The organism is Ancylobacter terrae, from assembly GCF_045108345.1.
Taxonomy (GTDB): domain Bacteria; phylum Pseudomonadota; class Alphaproteobacteria; order Rhizobiales; family Xanthobacteraceae; genus Ancylobacter.
The window spans coordinates 441,652-458,693 of the sequence record NZ_JBJGXH010000002.1 but is presented as its reverse complement, the minus strand read 5'-3'; the positions used below and the strand labels follow the sequence as shown (position 1 = coordinate 458,693).

Here is a 17,042-nt window from a genome sequence, read left to right as displayed (position 1 = left end):
GGTTGGATTCATGGCGCGGCAGTCCCTCCCGGTCGGCACGGCAGTTCGAACGCGAAGCATGCGCCGCCGCCCGGATTGTCTTCCACCCACATGCGGCCGCCGAAATGCTCGACGATCCGGCGGCTGATCGGAAGGCCCAATCCCGTTCCCTGCGGGCCATCGGGCGCCGCGCCGCCCTGCCGGAAACGCTCGAAGATCGCGGTGCGGTCGGCGGCGGGAACGCCGGGCCCGTTGTCGCAGATCTCGACCCGCAGACGATCCGGTGTCGCCCGCAGCCTGACCTCGCACCGTCCTCCCGGCCGGCGCATGAATTTCGCCGCGTTGGCGATGAGGTTTAGCAGGACCTGCGTGATCCGGTCCGGGTCGGCGCGCAGCTGCGGCGCGGCGTCGGGAGCGACGAGGACGAGGTCGGCGTCGCGGGCATGGAAAATCTCGGCCATCGCCCTTACGGCGTCGGCGGCGAGGGCTTTCATGTCGATCTCGGCGACGTGCCATTCGGCGTGGCCGGATTCGATCTTCGCCAGATCGAGCACCTGGTTGACCAGCCGGCTGAGCCGCTCGCTCTCGGCCACGATGATGCGCAGGAACTCCGCGCGCTGGCCGGCGTCCATGTCCGGCGTATCGAGCATCAGCTCGGAAAGCGCCCGGATCGACGTGAGCGGGGTGCGCAATTCGTGGGTGACCGAGGATATGAAGTCATCCTTGAGCTGGTCGAGGCTGCGCAATTGCTCGTTGGCGGCCCGCAGTTCGGCGGAAGCGATCTCCAACGAGCGGGATTTTTCCTCCAGCGCATCGGCGTAGACGCGAAGCTGCGAGGCTTCCTCGACGATCCGGATCACATCCTCGAGCCCGAGCGGCTCCTCCTGGGTCACGGATGCCACCATGGCCCGGGCCGAAGCGCTGCCCACTGCGCCGGCGAGGTGGCGCTCGACCCGTTCGACGAGCCGGGCGTCGCCGGTGGTCCTCGCGCTTGTGCCGGACGAGCGGGCATGGTCGGCGCGGATCTGGCGGGCGGCGTCGTCGCCGAGCAGTCGGGCGGCCAGGCCGAACAGGTCTTCCGAGCGTGCCCGGCCGCGCCAGAACACCGGCGCGGGGGCGCGGGCCTGATCGGTTCGGGCGAACACGTCGGTGAAGAGCAGGGCCTGGATCGCCTCCCGCCCCGACGGCGCCCGCCACAGCGAGAGACCGACATAGAGCGCGATGTTGACGGCGAGGCTCCAGAACAGCGCATGCGAGAGATTGTCGAGCCCGGCAAGACCGAACAGCCGCTCCGGTGCCAGCGCGTCGATGCCGAACGGGCCCTGCCGAACGAAGTCGTCGGCAATCCATCCGGATCGCGCCATGGACGGCAGCATGAGCGTGTACGCCCAGACCAGGAAGCCGCCGGCGAGCCCGGCTCTGGCGCCCAACGCCGTGCCGCCGCGCCAGTACATGCCGCCGAGCAGCGCCGGCGCGAACTGCGCCACCGCGGCAAAGCTGATCAGGCCGATCGACACCAGCGCATAGGCCTCGCCGGCGACATGGAAATAGAGATAGCCGAGCAGCAGGATGAGCAGGATGGCGGCGCGGCGGATGTTGAGCAGCAGGGTGACGAGCGTGCCACCCGCGCGCGCCCGAAAGCGCTCCGAGCGCAAGAGCGCCGGCATCACCAGGTCGTTGCATACCATGGTCGAGATGGCGACAGTCTCGACGATCAGCATGCCGGTGGCGGCGGAGAGGCCTCCGACATAGGCGAACAGGGCGAGCAGCGGCGCGCCCATGGTCAGCGGCAGTGACAGGACGAAGGTCTCCGGGTCGGCCCGGCCGGGCCCGAACAGCAGCAGCCCGCCGAGCGCGATGGGCAGCACGAACAGGTTGATCGCCAGCAGATAGGCGGGGAAGGCCCAGGCGGCGCGCTGCAGATGCCGCTCGTCGACGCACTCGACGACCATCATCTGGAACTGGCGCGGGAGGAGCAGCGCGGACAGCATCGACAGCAGGATCAGGGTGAACCACTGGGCGTAGCCGAACGCCGATGCGCCGCCGGTTCCGCCCAGACGCAGGAGATCGCGCAGCTCGGGCAGCGCCTCGGCCCGCGCGGCGATGTCGCCAATGCCGTCGAAAATGCCCCAGGTGACGAAGGCGCCGACCGCAAGAAAGGCGGTGAGCTTCACCAGCGACTCGGCGGCGATGGCGGCAACCATGCCCTCATGCCGCTCGGCGCTGTCGAGATGCCGCGTGCCAAACAGGATGGTGAACGCCGCGAGCGCGAGAGCGACCAGCAGCGCGCCGTCACGCCACCAGGGCGTCGGTTCTGCGCCAGCCAGCGGGGGCCCCGCCGTCAGGAGATGGTAGCCCGCCGATATCGCCTTGAGCTGCAGCGCGATGTAGGGGACGATCCCCACGACGGTGATCAGCGTGACCAGTGCGGCGAGGCCCGGGCTCTTGCCGTAACGGCTGGCGACGAAGTCGGCGATCGAGGTGATGCGGTAGGTGCGCGCGATACGGATCATCTTGCGCACCACGATCCAGGCCAGCACCATGGCCAGTGTCGGGCCGAGATAGATCGGCAGGAACCAGATCCCGGTCGTCGCCGCCCGCCCGACGCTGCCGAAATAGGTCCAGGCCGTGCAGTAGACCGCCAGCGAGAGCGTATAGACGAAGGCGCTGTCGATGACGGAGCGTCCTTGCGCCGCGCGGCGGTCGGCGAATGCGGCGATGGCGAACAGCGCCAGCAGATAGCCGAGGCTGACGGCGATCACTGTCGGGGCGGGAAGTGTCGGGAAGTCCGGGCTCATCATCACGCGCCTGCCGGTCAGGTCGGGCGGTTCGCGGCGCGGCAGGCCTGCCCGGTCTTTCCCTTGGCGCCGGGGACCGCCGGGGGCAGGAGCCTCATCGCCGGCGCTCGCTCACGATCGCCACAGCCGCGATCAACGCCGCCCAGATGCCGAACAGGGCGAGTGGCAGCAAGGGCAGTCCGAAGGGGCGCCAGTCGCTGTCCCAGACGATCAGCATCGGGAAATTCAAGGCGACGACACCGGCGGCGAACAGCGCCAGCAGCACTTGCGGATCGGGTCCGCGGCGCTCGCCGTTCTCGTCGCGAGGCCCGCTCATAGCGCGTCGAACCGGTAGTGGCGGGCAAGGAACTGCTTGAAGCTCCGCACGATGGCCAGCGAATCCTTGAGCGCCTGCCTGTCGAGCGTGCCGAGTTCGGTGAGCCGGACGGTGTTGCCCGGCGTCCGCCCCTCGGCGATCTGGCGCAGGTTACTGTCGAGCTTCAGGCGCATCAGGAGATGCAGCGCATCGGTGAGGTCGCGGGCGGTAGCCGTATCGATATGCCCCGCGGCGGCGAGCGCGGCGAGGCGTTCGGCGGTGCCGAGGGTGCCGACGCGATATTCGAGCGCCAGGGCGCGCGTACCGTGCACGATCGGGAAGATGCCGAGCTTCTTGAGGTCGATCTCGGCCGCGGCCCGACCTGTCAGGCCCGGCAGGCGCGACCACCAGCCGCCACCGACGCCGAACTGCTCCACCGCCTGTGCGAAACGGGCGAAATAGGCCGCGTCGTCGGACAGCAGCCGATCGACATGCGCCCGCGCGCCGTTGAGCAAGCCGGCATCGCCGGCGACCGGGGCGGCATCGAGGAAGATGGCGAGATTCATCGGCCCCTCCGGCTCTCCGCCCTGGATCCAGCGGCGCAACGTCTCGCGAAAGGCGGCGAGCGGCTGGCACCAGGTCGGGCGACTGAGCATGATCCCGCCGGGGCAGGGAGGATAGCCGAAATCGATCAGCGCCTCGGTGAAGGCGCGCGTGATGTCGTCCAGCCCCGTGACGGTGAAGCCGTCGCGCAGCAGCAGTGCATTGTCCTGATCGGTCTTGATGATCTGCTCGCCGCGCCCCTCGCTGCCCATGACGATCAGGCAGCTGTTGGCACGCACATCCGCGGGCGCGAGCAGCTCCCACAGGCGGGCAAAGACCTGCCGGTTCAGTTCGCCGACGAGGCCGGCGATCACGTCGACGCGCACGCCATCCTCGTGCAGGACGGTGACGAGCTGGTCGATCTGCCGCGCGGCGGCCTTGAGTTCGGCGAGGGTCTGCGCCTCCTGTGCCTCGAGCGCGATCAGGTGGGAATGGCTGGCCACGAACGCCATCAGGTCGATCTGCCCGAGCACCCCGACCAGCCGGTCGCCCTCGCGCACGAGGACACGGTGAATGCGGTGGCGCAGCATCAGCAGCAGGGCGTCATAGAGTTCGTCATCGACCGAGACGGATTTCGGGTCGAACGTCGCCACCTCGCGCACGGGGAGGGCGGCGGGAGGAGTATCCCGCAGCAGCGCATCCCGCAGATTGGTGGTGGTGAAGATGCCGAGGCGATCGCCGTCCTGGATAAGGGCGTCGGTGAGCTGGCGTCGGGCCAGCTCACGGCACAGGCTGACGAGATCGGTCGCTCCGTCCACGACGAAAGGCCGGCGAACATATACGTCGCCGACCCGCGAACGCATCAGCGTCACGAACTCCCGGCGATCGTGACGCGAAGAAGCGACCCGCCCGTTGTCGGGCGGGTCGAGTGAGGCCGGCGCGGTCCCCGGCGCGCCGGCGGGCGGGATCGTCGGCTCCCGCGCCATCACGGCCCCGCTAGTGCGCCGAGGCTTCGGCGGCTCCGATCCCGGTCTCGGAGCGCACCTCCTGGGCGGCGAAGCCGGCTCGATCGATACGGGCACGGGCGCTGTTGTCGAGGATCGAGAACAGCCAGATGCCGAGGAAGCCGAGCGACATCGAGAACAGCGCCGGCGAGGTGTAGGGGAACGGCGCCGAGCCGGCCGGGTTGCCGAGCGTCGCTTCCCAGACCGAGGGCGACAGCACGGTCAGCGCCACCGACGAGATGAGGCCAAGGAAGCCGCCGATCACCGCGCCGCGGGTCGTGCAGTTTTTCCACAGCACGGACATGAACAGCACCGGGAAGTTGGCCGAGGCGGCGACGGCGAAGGCCAGCGACACCATGAAGGCGATGTTCTGCTTCTCGAAGGCGATGCCGAGCGCCACCGCCAGCACGCCGAGGCAGAGCGTGGTGATGCGCGAGACCTTGAGTTCCTTGGCGCTGTCGGCCTTGCCGCCCTTGAACACGGTCGAATAGAGGTCGTGCGAGACCGCCGAGGCGCCCGAGAGCGTCAGGCCGGCCACCACCGCGAGGATGGTCGCGAACGCCACCGCCGAGATGAAGCCGAGGAAGACGTTGCCGCCGACCGCATGGGCGAGGTGCACCGCCGCCATGTTGTTGCCGCCGATGAGAGCCCCCTTCGCGTCGAGGAACTCGGGATTGGTCAGCACGAAGGTGATGGCGCCGAAGCCGATGATGAAGGTCAGCAGATAGAAGTAGCCGATCCAGCCGGTCGCCCACATTACCGATTTGCGGGCCTCCTTGGCGCTCGGCACGGTGAAGAAGCGCATCAGGATGTGCGGCAGTCCGGCGGTGCCGAACATGAGCGCCATGCCGAAGGAGATGGCGGAGATCGGATCCTTGATGAAGCTGCCGGGTCCCATGATGGCCTGTCCGGCGGCTGCGGCCGCTTCCGGCGTCGTGCCCGGCTTGGCCGCGGCGATGCCCGCCTTCACGTCGACGGCGGCGGCGAACAGCTTCTCGGGGCTGAAGCCGTAGCGCCACATCACCATGAAGGCCATGAAGGTGGCGCCGCCCAGCAGCAGGCAGGCCTTGATGATCTGCACCCAGGTGGTAGCGGTCATGCCGCCGAACAGCACGTAGATCATCATCAGAGCGCCGACGATCACCACCGCGATCCAGTAGTCGAGGCCGAACAGCAGCTTGATGAGCTGGCCGGCGCCGACCATCTGGGCGATGAGGTAGAAGGCGACCACGACCAGCGTGCCGGAGGCGGCGAACACACGCACCGGCGTCTGGGCGAAGCGGAAGGCGGCAACATCGGCGAAGGTGAACTTGCCGAGGTTGCGCAGGCGTTCCGCCATCAGGAAAGTGAGGATCGGCCAGCCGACGAGGAAGCCGATCGAGTAGATCAGCCCGTCATAGCCGGACGCCATGACCGCCGCGGAGATGCCGAGGAACGAGGCGGCCGACATGTAGTCGCCGGCGATGGCGAGGCCGTTCTGGAAGCCGGTGATGCCGCCGCCCGCGGTGTAGAAGTCGGCCGCCGACTTGGTCTTCGCCGCCGCCCATTTGGTGATGTAGAGCGTGCCGACGACGAAGACCGCGAACATGACGATCGCGGTCCAGTTGGTGGCCTGCTTCTCGGACGGACCGATGGCCTCGGCGGCGAGGGCGAGCGAGGGCAGCAGGGCGAAGCTCGCCGCCGCGAGCAGGCCGGCGAGAGGGGCGCGGCGCGCGATCATTGCATCACCTCTCGCTTGAGCTGCTCGGCGAGAGCGTCGAACTCGCTGTTGGCGCGGCGCACATAGAGCGCCGTGATCAGAATGGTGAAGATGATGACCCCGAAGCCGATCGGGATACCCCAAGTCATCACCCCTTCCCCGATACGCGCCGCGAGCCAATCCTTACGGAAGGCGATCAGCAGAATGAAGCCGTAATAGACAACCAACATGGCCCATGTCAGCCGCCATCCGTAGCGTGATCGCGTCGATCTTAGACGTTGGTAGGAAGGATTGGCCGCTATACGTGCGGCAAGCGAGGTATCCATCGTCATCTCCCAGGGGCGTTGATCGAAATCAACCAGCCATTCTTGTTCTTTTGGGTGTGATCAACATCGATCACACCTCTCTATTTTGGCGTGCAATTTGGCTCAGCTGCGGAGGAAACGCCAGCGGTCGATCCATTGTTCTTTGGGTTGATAGCCAAATGCACTAGACGGTGGCGGCCGCGCGCCCGCTCGCTTGCGCGGCGCAGGACGTCGCCTAAGCTTCACGCATGGACCGACATGAAAAGGATGGCCCCGCCGAGCGCCGGCCTCACCCGTTGCCGTTCAATCTCGCCGGCCATTGCCTGGGGCGCGCGGCCCTGGACGCCGGCGGGCGGACCGGACTGATCATCGTCGACGGCAGCACCGGGGCGGAGGAGCGGTTCACCTTCCGCGAGATCGAGCAGTCGGTCATGCGCCTCGCCGCCGGGCTACGGGGCCTTGCCCTGCCGGCCGGATCGCCGGTGATGGTGCGGCTGGGCAACCAGCCCGATACCGTCTTTCTTTTCTTCGCCGCCATCGCGGCGGGGTACATCGCGCTGCCGTCGTCCGTCCAGCTGACCCATGGCGAGGCACGCTTCCAGGCGGAGGATTGTGGTGCCGCCGTCGTCGTGGTGACGGCCGAGGAGGCGGACCTGGATTTCGGCACGGCGCGCGTCATCGGGCCGCCGGAGTTCGAGGCGCTGAAACGGACCGCTCCGCTGGCCGGCTACGCCGATACGGCGGCCGACGATGCCGCCTATCTCGTCTACACATCGGGCACCACGGGCCGTGCGAAGGGCGTGCGGCACGCCCACCGCGCCGTCCTCGGACGACGTCCGATGCTCGACCACTGGCTCGGGATCGGAGCGGGCGACGTGCTGCTGCACGCCGGCGCCTTCAACTGGACCTATACGCTCGGGGTCGGCATCCTCGATCCCTGGACCGTCGGGGCGACCGCCGTACTGGCCCGGAACGTGGCCGATCCGTCCGTATGGCTGCAACTCGTGAGACGCTACGGCGTGACGATCTTCGCCGCGGTGCCGGGCGTCTATCGCCAGATCCTGCGGCGTGGACTCGAAGGCCGCGCGAGGCTGCCCTCGCTCCGGCACGGTGTCGCGGCGGGAGAGGCGCTGGCGCCTGCGCTACTCACCGAATGGCAGGAGCGCATCGGGACCCCGATCTATGAAGCGTTCGGAATGAGCGAAATCTCAACCTTCATATCATCGGCGCCGGACGTGGCGATCCGCCCGGGTTCGCCCGGTCGTCCGCAGCCGGGGCGCGTCGTCGCTGTTCTGCCGATCGAAAGCGGCTGCGAGCCGCTTCCCCCAGGAGCCGTGGGGCTGCTCGCCGTGCGGCGGGACGATCCCGGGCTGATGCTGGGCTACTGGAACCGGCCGGAGGAGGATGCCGATATCTATCGCGACGGCTGGTTCGTCAGCGGCGACCTCGCCTCGATCGATGCGGACGGCTATGTCTGGCACCACGGTCGCAATGACGATGTGATGAACGCGCTGGGATATCGGGTCTCGCCGCTCGAGATCGAGACTGTGATCGCAGAGCATCCATCCGTGGCGGAGGTCGGCGTTGCGGAGTACCCGGTGCGTGAGGACCTGTCGGTGATCACCGCCTTCGTCGTGCCGCGGCCGGGGTTCGAGCCGGACGAAGCCGCCCTGATGCAGGTATGCGCGGAGCGGCTTGCCGCCTACAAGCGCCCGAAGATGTTTCGTTTCCTGCCGGCGCTGCCGCGATCGGCGAACGGAAAGCTGCAACGCCGGCGCCTCGGTGACGCGCTTCGTCAGGCTGAGAAAGACCCGCCCGGCGCTTCAGCACCAGGCGGGATCGACGGTCCGAAATCGCGATAGAGCGCGGGTGTCAGTAGGGCGAAATGCACTGCTGGCGAGGTCCGTTGTACGGCTGGAAGGTGTTGTCGGCCGGCCGGTAGGACCGATACTGGCTGGCGCACCATTGAACATGGCCCGCGCCATACGCCCCCGGCGGCGGCCCGTAGCGAACGGCGGGGGGCGCGGCGAGCGCCCCGCCGATCACGGCGCCAGCCGCAAAGGCCGCGCCGGGGAACCACCATCCGTTATAGTAAGTATATCCGGGTCGATAATAGTTATATCCTCGATGCCCGTTGTAATAATGATAGCCCCCATGCCGGTAATATCCGCGCCGGTATTGGACCGGCTGCGCGGTTTCGGTGCGGAACTGCGCCTGAAGCGGCGGCAGGGGTGCTGCGGTGGCGGCCGTCGCGCCGGCGACCATCGCCGTGGCGGCGACGGCAGAAAGCACAAATCCATTTGATTTAGCTGTCATTTTTCCTCCTTCGACGCAACGCGTCGGGGCGCCCCTGTCGTTGCGGAACATGGGTGGTCATGGATAACGCCCACCGGGCCGCCGGGTTCCCGTTGACGCAACGCTTTTTGCGTAAGGCGTAGATGCGCAGGGAAATATACATAGACGGTATGGTCACTTTCACGGATTTTCGCGAAAATCGTGCGGCTGGTACCATTATAAGTTCGTTAATCGTTCCAAAATATGGAATAACGGGTGGGTCGCAACGGGGGTGGATCAGCTTTCCGTCGCGTTCAACCTCATTCCGCCGTAGGATGGAGGCGGTTTCCACAGCGTCGGGTGATGATGTTCGTGTTTTCGGGGCGTAGTCGACGAGGCCTACCGTTGTCCTTGGGAATGGGAACCTGCGTCCTGTTCCTGGCGGCAGGGACGGCGCGCGCCCAGGATGCCGGCTTTCTCGAAAGCATCACCTCGCTCTTCAATCCGGAGCGGGCCGCGGCGGCGAAAACGCCGGCCATCGACGCCACTCCCTACGCGCTGACCCTCAACGTCAAGGGCGGCGACAAGGAGGTGCGCGAGGCCGTCGAGGAGGCTTCCAACCTCGTGACCCTCAAGGCGAGTGCGCCCTCGGGGGCGGCGGGCCTGGTGCGGCGCGCCCTGTCGGATGCGGAGCGCATTACCGCCGCGCTCTATGACATCGCCCATTACTCCGGCGTCATCCAGATCCGCGTCGCCGGCCTGTCGCCGGACGATCCGCGCGTGTTCGATGCGATCGAGGCGGCGCGACGCTCCGGTCCCGTGCCGGTCGTGCTGGATGTCGATCCGGGCCCGGCCTTCACCTTCGGCACGGTTCGCATCCTCGACGCCCGCAACCGGCGCCCCTTTGCCGATGCGCCCAGCTACCGGACGCTGAAGCTGGAGCCCGGCCAGCCCGCGCTCGCCAGCCTCATCGTCGCCGCCGAGAATACGCTGGTGACCTTCTGGCGCGACAAGGGCCACCCCTTCGCCAAGGTGGCGGACAAGGACATCGTCGCCGATCACGCCCGTCATCGGCTGGACGTGACCCTGCTGGTCGATCCGGGCCCGCATGCCAGCTTCGGCCGCTTCATCGTGTCCGGCACCAAGGGGCTCCAGCCCGGTTTCGTCGAGGAGCGCATCGATATCGCGCCCGGCGAGCCTTTTTCGCCGGATCGCCTTGCGAAGCTGCGCAAGCGCCTCTTGACCTATCCCATCATCGGCGGCGTCCGGTTCCGCGAGGGCGACAAGCTCGACGCCAACGGCCAGTTGCCCATCAACGTCGAGATCACCGAGCGTGAGCCGCGCTATGTCGGCTTCTCCGCGAATTATTCCAGCACCGACGGCTCCTCGATCGGCGGCTACTGGGGCCATCGCAACCTGTTCGGCGGGGGGGAGACGCTGCGTCTCGACGCGCAGGTTTCCTGGTTCGGCCAGCAGCCGGAAGCGGTGCCCGACGCCGATCCCTTCGGCTATCGGGTCGCGGCATCCTTTACCAAGCCCGGCATCATCACCGCCAATGACGATCTCGTCGCCACGGCGGCGGTGCTGCGCGAGGTGACGAACGCCTATGTGCGGGAGGGCGCCACCTTCCTCGGCGGCATACGGCACCGCTATTCGGACGACCTCTCGCTGCAGGTCGGTATCGACCTCGAACAGTCGCATGTCGAGGACGCCCAGGGCACGGGCGACTACACCGTCGTCGGGATTCCCATCGACGTCGCCTACGACACCACGGACAACACGCTCGACCCGTCCCGCGGCATCCGCGCCAGTGCGACGGTGGAGCCCTTCGCCTATCTCGGCGATGCCGGGGCCGGTCCGGTGATGATGCGCGGGTCGATCGCCGCCTACCGGGCGCTGGATGACGACAAGCGTTACATTCTGGCCGGGCGTGTCGGGGCCGGAAGCATCGTCGGGGCGAGCCTTTACGACGTGCCGCCGCAGCGGCGTTTCTATGTCGGCGGCGGCGGGTCGCTGCGCGGTTACGACTACCAGTCGGCCAGCCCGCGCGACGCGGAAGGCAACATCATCGGCGGTCTGTCCTATTTCGAGGGTTCCGCCGAATTGCGCATCCGCCTCACCGACACGATCGGCGTCGTGCCCTTCTTCGACATGGGCGCGGCCTTCGCCTCGGAGACGCCCGATTTCGACGGCCTCAAATACGCGGCCGGCATCGGGCTGCGCTATTATACGGCCATCGGCCCGCTGCGGCTCGACCTCGCCTTCCCGCTCAACCCGAGCCCGGGCGATGGTACCTATGGCATCTATGTCAGCCTGGGGCAGTCGTTCTGATGGGTATCGGGCGCCTGTTCCGCTGGATCGGCCGTACCCTTCTCGGCCTGGTCATCATCATCTCCCTGCTGTTCGGCGCCATACAGACCGGTCCGGGCAAGGAGGTTCTCGCCAGCATCGCCGGCTCGCTGGCCTCCAGCGGTGGGCTCCGGGTGTCGATCGAGGGTATTGGTGGCTTCGTGCCCTCGGACATGACCGTCCGGCGCATTTCTCTCGCCGATGACAAGGGCGCCTTTGCCGAAGTCGACAATCTGCGACTTGTCTGGGATCCCCTGGCACTCGCGCGCGGGACGGTCTCGGTCGAGGCGGTCGAGGCGGCGCGCGTGGCCCTGCTGCGGGGGCCCGAACTCCCCCCGACCCCGGAAGCACCGGCATCCTCCGGCAGTACGACGCTGCTGCCGATCCGTATCGCCCGGCTGGCAGTGCCGGACATCGACATTGCCGAGCCGGTGGCGGGCTATCCGGCGCGCCTGTCGCTCGATGCCTCGGCCGATCTCGTCGACCTCGCGCAGGGCCTGTCGCTGACCTTCGCCCTGCAGCGGCAGGATGCACCGGGTGCGGCGCGCGGTACGCTGCGCTACCAACCCGAGGGTGGGGTGCTGGACCTCGACATCGAGGCGAGCGAGCCCGCCGGCGGTCTGGTGGCGCGGGCCGCGGGGATGCCGGACCTGCCGGATGTCGAGGCGACCCTGAAGGGCAAGGGGCCGCTCGACGCGTGGGATGGCCATCTGTCGTTGAGCGCCGGCGACGTCGCGCGGATCGCCGGCGCTGCCGGCATAAGGAGCGTCGCCGAGGGGCGGCGCGTCACGCTGGCGATCGATGCCGATATCGCGCGGCTGCTGCCGCCGAACCTTGCGCCCTTGTTCGAGCAGCGCACCGAGATCGCGGCGACGGCCGTGGTCGAGGAATCGCTGCGCACCACGATCAGCGCGGCGACGCTCCGCGCGGCCGGCTTCGGCGCACAGGTGACCGGCACGATCGATCCGTCGGCCCAGAGCGCGAATCTGGAATATGTCGCGAATCTCGGCGATGCCGGCCGCTTCGCGGCTCTGGTGCCCGATGTCACCTGGCGAACCGTGCGGGTCGACGGCACGCTGCGCGGCGCGTTTGCGGCGCCGTCGGTCGTCGCTTCGGTCAAGGCCGAGGATTTGGCAGCATCGGGATATGGCGCGGGTGTCGTCAACCTCACCGCCCGCACGGTTCCCGACGCGAACGGCGCCCTCGCGCTGTCGGTGGAGGGCGACGCCGACGCCCTGCGGGCGGCGGACCCGAAGGTGGCGGCCGCGCTCGGGCGCAGCGCGCGCTTCACGCTCACCGGTAGCCGCCCTGTCGCGGCCGATCCGGTCATATCGGGAATAACCGTGGCGCTGACGCCGCTCGACCTGCGCTTTGCCGGAACGGCGACAGCGAAGGATATCGACGGCCAACTGCATCTCCAGCGCCTCGACCTTGCGGCCCTGTCGTCCCTCGCCGGTCGCCCGTTGGCCGGCACCGCCCGGCTTGATGCGACGATCGATGCCAATGCCGACCTGAGCCGGGTCGACCTCGTCGTCAAGGGCGGGGCGCAGGCGATCCATACCGGCATTGCCGCCGTCGACGGCCTGTTCGGTGGCGACACGGCCCTCTCGGGTGCCCTGGCGCGCGGTCAGGATGGCGCCATCGCGGTGAACGGCCTGAAGCTCGCCGCCAAGGGCCTCGACCTCACCGTGGACGGCCGCATCGACCGGTCGACGGCCGATCTCAAGGCGCTGGTCGCTCTGGCTGATCTCGCGGTGATCGATCCGCGCGTCTCCGGAGCGATGACGGCGAATGCCGGTTTCACCGGCACGCTCGACCGGCTCGGACTGAAGGCGACGATCTCCGTGCCGTCGGGCCGCGCCATGGGCCAACCGATCGAGAAGCTGGCACTGAACGTCGACGCGAGCGACCTCACCGGCCGCCCGGGGGGCTCGTTCACGCTCGACGGGCGCATCGCCGGCAAGCCGGCCGACGGCGCGGGCCGTTTCGCCACGCTCGACGACGGGTCGCGTCGCCTGGACGGGCTGGATGTCGGCATTGGCTCGGTAACCGCGAAGGGGGGCGTCAACCTCGCCGCCAACGGGCTGGTCACCGGCAAGCTGGCGGTGGCGGCCGGGAATCTCGCCGACCTCTCGGCGATCGCGCTGACCGAACTCGCCGGGCGGCTCGACGCCGACGTGACATTCGACGCCGCCGGCGGACGGCAGCGCGTTGCCGTGAAGGCCAGCGCCAACAAGCTGCGCGCCGCAGGCCAATCCATCGACAGTGCCCGTATCGATGCCACCGTGGTCGACCCGGCCGGCATTCCGGTGATCGACGGCCGCGTCGATGCGAGCGGTGTCTCGGCGGGCGGGCTGGCGGTCGCCAAGGCAAGCCTCGTCGCGCGATCCGCCCGGGAGGCTACGCAACTCGATCTCGACGCGGTGGTCGAGGGAGCGACCATCGATGCGACCGGGCGCCTCTCGCTGCCGGGCGACACGTTGGCGTTCCGGCTCGACACGCTGAAGATCGCCAAGGGCGCCAACACGGTCGCCACGACCGCACCGTCGAACTTCACGCTGAAGGATGGCGCCGTGACCATCGACCGGCTGAATCTCGCGGCCCGCGGGGGCAGCGTGACGGTCGCGGGTCGGGCGGGCCAGACGCTGGATCTCACCGTCGACATACGCGCCCTGCCGCTGGCGCTCGCCGAACTCGCCGCGCCGGGCCTCGGCCTTTCCGGTACGCTGGCGGGCAATGCCAGGATTGCCGGCACGGCCAAGGCGCCGACCGGCAGCTATGAGCTGACGCTCCAGAGGGTCAGCACGCCGGATCTCGCCGCATCCGGCGCCGGCCCGCTGGATATCTCGGCGCGGGGCCAGCTGAATGGCGGCCGGGTGGGCGTGAATGCGTCGGTTTCCGGGCCCTCGCTGTCGGGCGTAACGATCAGCGGCTCGGCGCCGATCGGTGCGGGCGAACTCGACATCGCCGCGCGGGGTACGGTGGCGCTCGCCATCGTCAACCCCATCCTGTCGACCTCGGGGATGCGGCTGACCGGCGATGCCGCCGTCGATGCGACGATCAAGGGGACGCCGGCGGCGCCGCGCGCGGGCGGAACGGTCCGCATCAGCGGCGGACGATTTGACGACAGCGTCAACGGCGTGACTCTCGACCAGATCGCCGGCGTCATCACCGGCACAGAGCGGACCGTGACGGTCACCACGCTGACCGCGCGCACGCCGAACGGGGGATCCGTGCAGGCGCGGGGTACGGTTGGCCTCGATCCCGGGGCAGGGTTTCCCGGAAAGGTCGACGTCACGCTTCAGAACGCGGGTCTCGTCTCCAGCGAACTGATGCGCCTCGTGGCGGAAGGTACCGTCGCGGTGGAGGGTGCGTTTGCGCGCGCGCCGCGAATCGCCGGGCGGGTTCTGATCAAGAGCCTCGATATCAACATTCCCGATAATCTCGGCGCCGCCGCGACCTCGCTGAATGTACGTCATGTCAATGAGCCGAAGGGGCGGGTACCGACGGCCTCGAGTGCCCGTGCCGTGGCCGCCAAGCCGGCTCCCTCCAGCGGCGGAGGTCTTCCGCTCGACCTCGTCGTGTCGGCGCCCAACAACGTGTTCGTCCGGGGCATGGGGATGGAGGCGGAACTCGGAGGCGAGCTCAAGGTCGGGGGAACCAGCCAGTCCCCCATCACCAATGGCGGCTTCGAGATGAGGCGTGGCCGTTTCGATATCCTTGGTCGGCGCTTCGACTTCACCCGCGGCAAGATCACCTTTGTCGGGACGACCGATCCAGACCTCGATTTCGTCGCCGAGACCACCAGCAACGACGTCACGGCGCGGGTGCTCGTGACGGGGCCGGCCTCGCAGCCGGAAATCACCTTCGCCTCGACCCCGACGCTGCCTCAGGACGAGGTGCTGGCGCGGCTGATGTTCGGCCGTTCGGCCGGATCGCTGACCGCCGGGCAGGCGGTGCAGGTGGCGCAGACCATCGCCCAGTTCTCCGGCGGCGGCGCCGGTGCGCTCGATCGGGTGCGCCGCTCGCTCGGCGTCGACAGCCTTGACGTCGGCACCAACGCGGCCGGGACGGGCGGGCAGGTGGGCCTTGGCAAACGGCTGAACGACAAGATCTATCTCGGCGTCCAGCAGGGCACGACGCCGAATTCGAGCCGTGTCACGATCGACCTCGACATCACCAAGAACATCCGGCTGCAGGGCGCCACCGGGGCGGACGGGTCGACATCGGTGGGTATCGGCGCGCAGTGGGACTATTGATCGGCGCTGCGCCGGCCGGCTCTAGCTGGGAGTGGCCGCTCACGCACGACCTCCGACGGGCACGGATCCCGCGGGATATGACCTGAATTTCTGAGGGATTGGAGCGGCTTTGGCAGCCGCCGCCTCCCGGTCAGCCCGTCTGGCTGGCGGCAAGGGCGCGCTTGAGCATGGCGAGGCACTCGTCGGCCTGCTGGCGGATCTGGTCGTCGCCTCGCAACTGCGCGGCGATGTCCCGCAGGTCGCGAATGGCGACATCCACGGCCGTGACGAGATCGATATCAAGGTCGGCCTCGCCGTCCCGGCTGCGGAACGGGAACGCAATCACATCACCCATCGCTTCACTCTCGAAGAATCACTGCGCGACAGGCGCCAAACTGCGGTGCAAAAGGTTAATGCCGACCGAAGACCTGGAGATGGTCACGCTCCACCGAGTGATCGTCTTGCGCCGCCCGCCCGCCAGCGGCGATAATCCCCCGCCGATCCAGTCGGCGGTCCGGGACGATCGCGATGCATCTGGCCATCGTTACGCTGGCTCTGCTGGGATTGCTCGCGGCGGGCGGTGTGCTCAGGGCCGAGCCCGGCGCTCCCGCTGCCGAAAGCGTCGAGGAGGCGGTCTGTCGCCTTATCGATAGCGCCGCCGCAGCGCACGATCTGCCGACCGATTTCTTCACCCGCCTGATCTGGCGCGAGAGCCGCTTCCGTGCCGATGCGGTCAGTCCCAAGGGGGCACAGGGCATCGCCCAGTTCATGCCCGGCACGGCGGCGGACCGGGGACTGGCGGATCCGTTCGATCCGGAGGTCGCGCTGCCGGCGTCGGCTGCATTGCTGGCGGACCTCAGGGAGCGTTTCGGCAATCTCGGCCTTGCCGCCGCCGCCTACAATGCGGGCCCTGCGCGGGTGGAGAGATGGCTCGCGGGCGACGCCGGCCTGCCGCTCGAAACCCGTGCCTACCTTGTTTTCGTTACGGGCCGCGAGGCCGAGGACTGGGCGGCGGAACGCGCGGCCCAGTCCTCGTCGGCGGCCGTCGCGCTCCCGGCCGATGCGGCTGCGCCGGGGGGCGATCCCGTCGCTGCCGCCCAACCGCCGCCGCCCGCACCGCCCACGTCCGGCTCGCCGCCGACCTGTCTTGTCCTCACCGCATCGCTCCGTCGCGGCACGGTTCCCGCGGGACCGGAACTCGCGACGGTCGTGGCACCGTGGGGGGTCCAACTCTCCGGAAACTTCTCCAAGACGCTTGCGCTGGCCTCCTATGAGCGCGCCCTGAAACGCTATGTGAGGGTCCTCGAAGGCACGCAGCCGATGATCATTGGTACGCGGTTGCGCTCGCGCGGCAGCCGGACCTTCTACCGTGTCCGCGTCGCCCAGCCGAGTCGCCGCGCCGCGTCGGCCCTGTGCGAGCGGCTGCGGGCCGCTGGCGGGGCCTGTATCGTGTTGCCGAGTTGACCAGGCAGACCTGCGGGTCGAGGCCGCCTCGGCCGGCGAAGTATGGGGGGCTTCTGAAAGGCTCACACAGATTATCGCAGCGGCCTTGCGTCCT

The 17,042-nt window shown here is 68.5% G+C and carries 11 protein-coding genes; 4 read left to right on the top strand and 7 right to left on the bottom strand.

Going from position 1 to position 17,042, the window contains the following annotated elements:
* Window positions 1–8: 8 nt before the first annotated feature.
* The 5 genes from ACEUEL_RS16415 to ACEUEL_RS16395 all read right to left on the bottom strand — a co-directional run bounded on the left by ACEUEL_RS16415 (window position 9) and on the right by ACEUEL_RS16395 (window position 6,644).
* A complete protein-coding gene (locus ACEUEL_RS16415) occupies window positions 9–2,780 on the bottom strand; it encodes an ATP-binding protein (protein ID WP_405707516.1) in 2,772 nt (923 codons plus the stop codon).
* A gap of 91 nt (window positions 2,781–2,871) precedes the next feature.
* Window positions 2,872–3,093 carry a hypothetical protein gene (locus ACEUEL_RS16410; protein WP_405707515.1) on the bottom strand — a complete coding sequence of 74 codons (222 nt, stop codon included), beginning with the start codon at window positions 3,091–3,093 and terminating at the stop codon, window positions 2,872–2,874.
* Complete coding sequence (locus tag ACEUEL_RS16405) at window positions 3,090–4,433, bottom strand: putative nucleotidyltransferase substrate binding domain-containing protein (protein ID WP_405707513.1); 1,344 nt, start codon at window positions 4,431–4,433, stop codon at window positions 3,090–3,092. The genes ACEUEL_RS16410 and ACEUEL_RS16405 overlap by 4 nt, the downstream gene beginning before the upstream one ends.
* 178 nt (window positions 4,434–4,611) lie before the next feature.
* Window positions 4,612–6,339, bottom strand: coding sequence for a cation acetate symporter (locus ACEUEL_RS16400; protein ID WP_405707511.1), 1,728 nt, complete (start codon window positions 6,337–6,339; stop codon window positions 4,612–4,614).
* On the bottom strand, window positions 6,336–6,644 hold the full coding sequence (locus ACEUEL_RS16395) for a DUF485 domain-containing protein (protein ID WP_405707510.1): 309 nt from the start codon (window positions 6,642–6,644) through the stop codon (window positions 6,336–6,338). The genes ACEUEL_RS16400 and ACEUEL_RS16395 overlap by 4 nt, the downstream gene beginning before the upstream one ends.
* A 227-nt stretch (window positions 6,645–6,871) precedes the next feature.
* Here ACEUEL_RS16395 and ACEUEL_RS16390 point away from each other — a divergent pair, with 227 nt between their 5' ends.
* Window positions 6,872–8,485, top strand: a complete 1,614-nt coding sequence (locus ACEUEL_RS16390) for an acyl-CoA synthetase (RefSeq protein ID WP_405707508.1) — start codon at window positions 6,872–6,874, stop codon at window positions 8,483–8,485.
* Between the two features lie 10 nt (window positions 8,486–8,495).
* On the opposite strand, the gene ACEUEL_RS16385 is transcribed toward ACEUEL_RS16390, so the two are convergent.
* Window positions 8,496–8,939 carry a BA14K family protein gene (locus tag ACEUEL_RS16385; protein WP_405707613.1) on the bottom strand — a complete coding sequence of 148 codons (444 nt, stop codon included), beginning with the start codon at window positions 8,937–8,939 and terminating at the stop codon, window positions 8,496–8,498.
* 375 nt (window positions 8,940–9,314) lie between these two features.
* Here ACEUEL_RS16385 and ACEUEL_RS16380 point away from each other — a divergent pair, with 375 nt between their 5' ends.
* A complete protein-coding gene (locus ACEUEL_RS16380; RefSeq protein ID WP_405707506.1) occupies window positions 9,315–11,228 on the top strand; it encodes an autotransporter assembly complex protein TamA in 1,914 nt (637 codons plus the stop codon).
* Window positions 11,228–15,505: a translocation/assembly module TamB domain-containing protein gene (locus tag ACEUEL_RS16375; protein WP_405707504.1), complete on the top strand. Its 4,278-nt coding sequence runs from the start codon at window positions 11,228–11,230 to the stop codon at window positions 15,503–15,505. Before ACEUEL_RS16380 ends, ACEUEL_RS16375 begins: the two co-directional genes overlap by 1 nt.
* A gap of 130 nt (window positions 15,506–15,635) precedes the next feature.
* On the opposite strand, the gene ACEUEL_RS16370 is transcribed toward ACEUEL_RS16375, so the two are convergent.
* Entirely contained in the window at window positions 15,636–15,839 is a 204-nt protein-coding gene (locus ACEUEL_RS16370) for a hypothetical protein (RefSeq protein WP_405707502.1), read from the bottom strand.
* Between the two features lie 173 nt (window positions 15,840–16,012).
* Here ACEUEL_RS16370 and ACEUEL_RS16365 point away from each other — a divergent pair, with 173 nt between their 5' ends.
* Complete coding sequence (locus ACEUEL_RS16365; protein ID WP_405707500.1) at window positions 16,013–16,948, top strand: transglycosylase SLT domain-containing protein; 936 nt, start codon at window positions 16,013–16,015, stop codon at window positions 16,946–16,948.
* Window positions 16,949–17,042 lie beyond the last annotated feature (94 nt).